This window comes from Tardiphaga sp., from assembly GCF_025356345.1.
Classification (GTDB): Bacteria; Pseudomonadota; Alphaproteobacteria; order Rhizobiales; family Xanthobacteraceae; genus Tardiphaga.
This window is the reverse complement of record NZ_JANXTC010000311.1, coordinates 1-3937: the sequence shown is the minus strand read 5'-3', so window position 1 is coordinate 3937 and position 3937 is coordinate 1. Positions and strand designations below refer to the sequence as shown.

The window sequence follows — 3937 nt, the reverse complement described above, 5'->3', positions numbered from 1 at the left end:
CCCTCGGTGCTGGCCTATACGTTCTATAATCGCGGCATCGCGCTGATCGGCGCCAATCGCTCGGCGCCGTTCTTTCATTTGATTCCGGTGTTCGGCTCGGCGATGGCGATCTTCTTCCTCGGCGAGACGTTGCATCTGTTTCATATCGTCGGTTATGCGCTGGTGCTGACCGGCATTGTCGTCGCCGCAAGGAAGCCGAAGCCGTTGGCCGTGGCCGAGGCGCCGACGAGCTGAACCCAGAGCCTGATCCGGTTGGTTTGAGTCGTGTTCCGGACGCGGTGCACTGCGCCTCCGCAAGGAGGCGTAGTGCCCCGCAGAGCCGGGACCGCCGTGAAACTCAGCACCTGCTATGGTCCCGGCTCCGCGGAGCGGCATAAGCATGCCGCACCGCGTCCGGGACACCCGTGATTTATCTCCGCGGATCAGACTCTAGCGCCGCCACCAGACCCAGGCGGCGATCGCCAGCGGCAGGCCGAGCGCTACCCACGAAAAGCCCCGGCCCCACCCCTCGTCGAGCAGCGCCGACAGCAAGCCGGCGATCGACAGCGCGCCGATCACGAACGGTGGGCCGAACACCGGCAGCCAGCGGCGGTTATGGCGACGCGGCCGCTCGGTCATCGCGTCGTCCGCAGCATGGGCGCGGCTGAGACAGCCGCGGCGCGGCGCGCCTTCCGGCGCCTCGCCCACCACAGATACAGCCCGCTGCCGAGCACGATGATGGTGAGCCCATCGAGCAGCGCCCAGATGATCTTCAGCGGCATGCCGCCATAATCGCCGAAATGCAACGGCTGCGACACCAGCAGCGCCTTCAGATAGAATGGCAGCTCGGCCACTTGCGCGACCGCGGCGGTCTCGCCGTCGAGCAGCACCGGTCGCACCAGCCGCGACGTCAACGGCGTATCGCCGCGCATGAAGGCGGCGAAATGATGCGGGCTGGTGAACGGCGTGCCGGGAAAGGCGATGAAGGCGACATCCATGCCGGGCGCCGCCGCCATCGCGTTGCCGACGACCTTGTCGAGCGATGCCAATTTGGCCGGCGCCGGCTGGCCGGCATAGGGCGCGGCCATCACCGCCAGCTCGTTGCGCTGCCAGACGCCGAGCATCACTTCCGCCAGCGTATTGACGACGCCGGTGCCGCCGACCACCAGCGCCCAGGCCACGGTGACCACGCCGAGCAGATTATGCCAGTCGAGCCAGACGATGCGGCGCGACTTTTGCCGGCGCACGGTCGCGAAATCCAGCCGCCGCGTGAACGGCCAGTACAGCACAACGCCGGACACCACCGCGACCACGAACAGAAAACCCATCGCCCCCATGAACAGCTTGCCGATCTGTCCGAGATAGACGTCGGTATGCAGCCGCAGCAGGACCAGCATCGGCCCGGTGCCGAGCAGGCCGACCGGCTTCGCGGTATAGGCGTCGAAGCCCTTGACGACCGTGGTCTGCGGATCGGAGGTCACCGCGCTATTGGTGAAGGTGCTGACCAGACCGGGCTCGTCTTTGTCCCAGGCGATATACAGCAACACGCTGCCGGGATGGTCGGCCCGCGCCGCATCGCCGATCGCGTCGATCCCCAGCCTGCTGGCGCCGGGCGGATGGCTCTCCAGCTTCGGCGCATAGCCCAGCGCCTCATCGATCTCGTGATGGAAGATCAGCGGCAGCCCGGTGAGGCACAGCAGCAGCAGAAACAATGTCGAGATCAGGCTGGTCCATTTGTGAACCAGCGACCACAGGCGGGCCGTACGCGCTTTCAGGGGATCACTCCATTCTGGTCCGGCCGACCGCACGGCAATCGGACAGTAACTGGCACGGCCGCGGCGATGGGCCGGGCCGTCCCATGTTTAGGCTACCACTTGTAGCCGATGCTGCCGGTCACACGGCGGCGATCGCCGTAGAAGCAGGCATTGGCGGTCGAACAGCTCGCGACATAGATCTCGTCGGTAACATTCGCGGCATTGACCGCGAAGCGCCAGTTCTGCACCTCGTAGTGAACGGCGAGATCGCCGAGCACCCGCGACGGCACCGGCAGCAGATTGGCGGTATCGGCGAAGGACGAACCGACATAGCGGGCGCCCGCGCCGAAGCCGAAACCGCGCAACAAGCCGTCCTGGAACGTATAATCAGCCCAGCCTGACGCCAGTTGTCGCGGGGTATTGGTGGGTACGAAGCCGACCAGCGCCGGGTTGGCATCGCGGCTGGTAAACAGGTTATAGGTGGTGAAGGAGCCCAGCACCTTGAAGCCCGGTGTCAGATTGGCGACGGCTTCCAATTCGAGGCCGCGCGACGTTACTTCCCCGGTCTGCGTCTGCAGATTCGGAGGCACGCTGTTGGGATCCGCCGTCAGCGCGTTCTTGCGCTTCAGGTCGAACAACGCCACGCCGAAATGACCATTGAAGCCCACCGGCTGGAACTTGACACCGATTTCGGTCTGCTCGCCAGTCTCGGGCAACAGCAACTGCCCGGCGGCATTGACGCCAATAATCGGATTGTAGCTGGTGGCATAGGAGACATAGGGCGCCACGCCGCTGTCGAAATTATAGATCAGGCCTGCGCGGCCGCTGAACTTGCTGTCGCCGCGGCCGAGCGGGGTCGCGCCCGCGATCCGACTGGCGTCATTGACATCGACCCAGTCGTTGCGACCGCTCAGCACCAGCGTGAAGCGGTCGAGCTTGATCTGGTCCTGCACATACGTGCCAAGTTGTTGCTGGGTGAGCTGGGTGTCGCGGTAAGGGGCCGCGGTGAGCGGCGACGCGCCGGTGTAGACCGGATTGAGCACATTGATCGACGGCGTACCAAAGGCGAACGCCTGCCGATCGCTGATCGAGTAGTATTTCAGATCGAGGCCGTACAGCATGGTGTGGCTGAGAATGCCGGTGTTGAAGCGATACTCGATCTGGCTATCCATGCTGGCCTGGTTCGCGATACCGCGCGTGCCGAAGGCGTAGCGGGCGAAGTCGCCGGTGGTCTGGTTGGCGTAACCATTGCCGGTGATGCCGGTGTAATTGACGTCGACATGGGCGAAGCGCGCATTTTGCCGGAAGGTAACGCTGTCCGACAGATGGCGCTCGAACTGATAGCCGAGCATTTCCTGCTCGCGCTTGAAGGTGTCGAAGCTCGGCTCGCCGCCGAAGAAGCTGGTCGGAATGCGTCCGAACGGCGCATTGGTGACCGTGCCGACATAGGGCAGGAACTGCGCGGCACGGGTCTGGTTGTAAGAGGCGGAAGCCAGGATGGTCAGCGTCGTATCGACATCCGGTTTCCAGGTCAGCGAAGGCGCGATGAAGTAGTTGTTGTTCGGCGTAAAATCGGTCTGCGTGCCGCCATTCTGCACCTGGCCGACGATGCGGGTGTAAAGTTCGCCATTGCCCGGCGCCAACTTGACTGGCGTGTTGATGTCGAAACCGAAATAGGCATTACCGAAATTATCGACGCCGGTCTCGACATAGCGGATCGGCTCGGCCCGCGGCATCTTGCTGACGACGTTGACGAGACCGCTCGGGCTCGAGCCGCCATACAGGATCGCCGACGGGCCTCGCAGCACCTCGACGCGCTCCATGTTGAAGGGCTGCAGCTTCCAGCTCGCATAGGACGTATAGAACAGCTGCATGCCATCCAGAAACACGCTGTTGTCATCGGATTTGAAGCCGCGGATCAAAAACCAGTCGTTGCGGAAGTCGGAACCGAAGGTGCCGGCGGAAACACCCGCGGTATAATTCAGGATCTGATCGAACTTCGCCGGCTTCTGGTCGCGGATCTGCTCGGCGCCGATCACTGAAATCGACTGCGGCGTCTCGTTGATCGGCGTGTTGGTCTTGGTGCCGGCCATGCTGCGATTGGCGACATAGCCCTGGATCGGGCCACGCGGGCTTTCGACAACGGGCGCCTCGCGCGGCGCGACCGGCGCGCGCGCCGCGGCGGCGGCGCTGCGCGAGGCCAC

Annotated in this window: 4 protein-coding genes; 1 reads left to right on the top strand and 3 read right to left on the bottom strand. The window is 64.2% G+C overall.

Features of this window, described 5'->3' with window-relative positions; all coding sequences use genetic code 11:
* On the top strand, positions 1-234 hold a 234-nt coding region (locus Q0S16_RS19045; protein WP_295851497.1), incomplete at its 5' end, for an EamA family transporter.
* 195 nt (positions 235-429) lie between these two features.
* On the opposite strand, the gene Q0S16_RS19040 is transcribed toward Q0S16_RS19045, so the two are convergent.
* The 3 genes from Q0S16_RS19040 to Q0S16_RS19030 all read right to left on the bottom strand — a co-directional run.
* Positions 430-618 carry a hypothetical protein gene (locus Q0S16_RS19040; RefSeq protein WP_295851494.1) on the bottom strand — a complete coding sequence of 63 codons (189 nt, stop codon included), beginning with the start codon at positions 616-618 and terminating at the stop codon, positions 430-432.
* Positions 615-1787 (bottom strand): PepSY-associated TM helix domain-containing protein, encoded by a 1173-nt coding sequence (locus Q0S16_RS19035; protein ID WP_295851492.1) that lies wholly within the window; start codon positions 1785-1787, stop codon positions 615-617. The genes Q0S16_RS19040 and Q0S16_RS19035 overlap by 4 nt, the downstream gene beginning before the upstream one ends.
* 59 nt (positions 1788-1846) lie before the next feature.
* The coding region (locus Q0S16_RS19030; RefSeq protein WP_295851490.1) for a TonB-dependent siderophore receptor at positions 1847-3937 on the bottom strand (2091 nt) is incomplete at its 5' end.

Excerpts from the sequence above, each read along its gene's own strand:
- Q0S16_RS19040 (WP_295851494.1), bottom strand. The coding sequence starts at position 618 with ATGACCGAGCGGCCGCGTCGCCATAACCGCCGCTGGCTGCCGGTGTTC.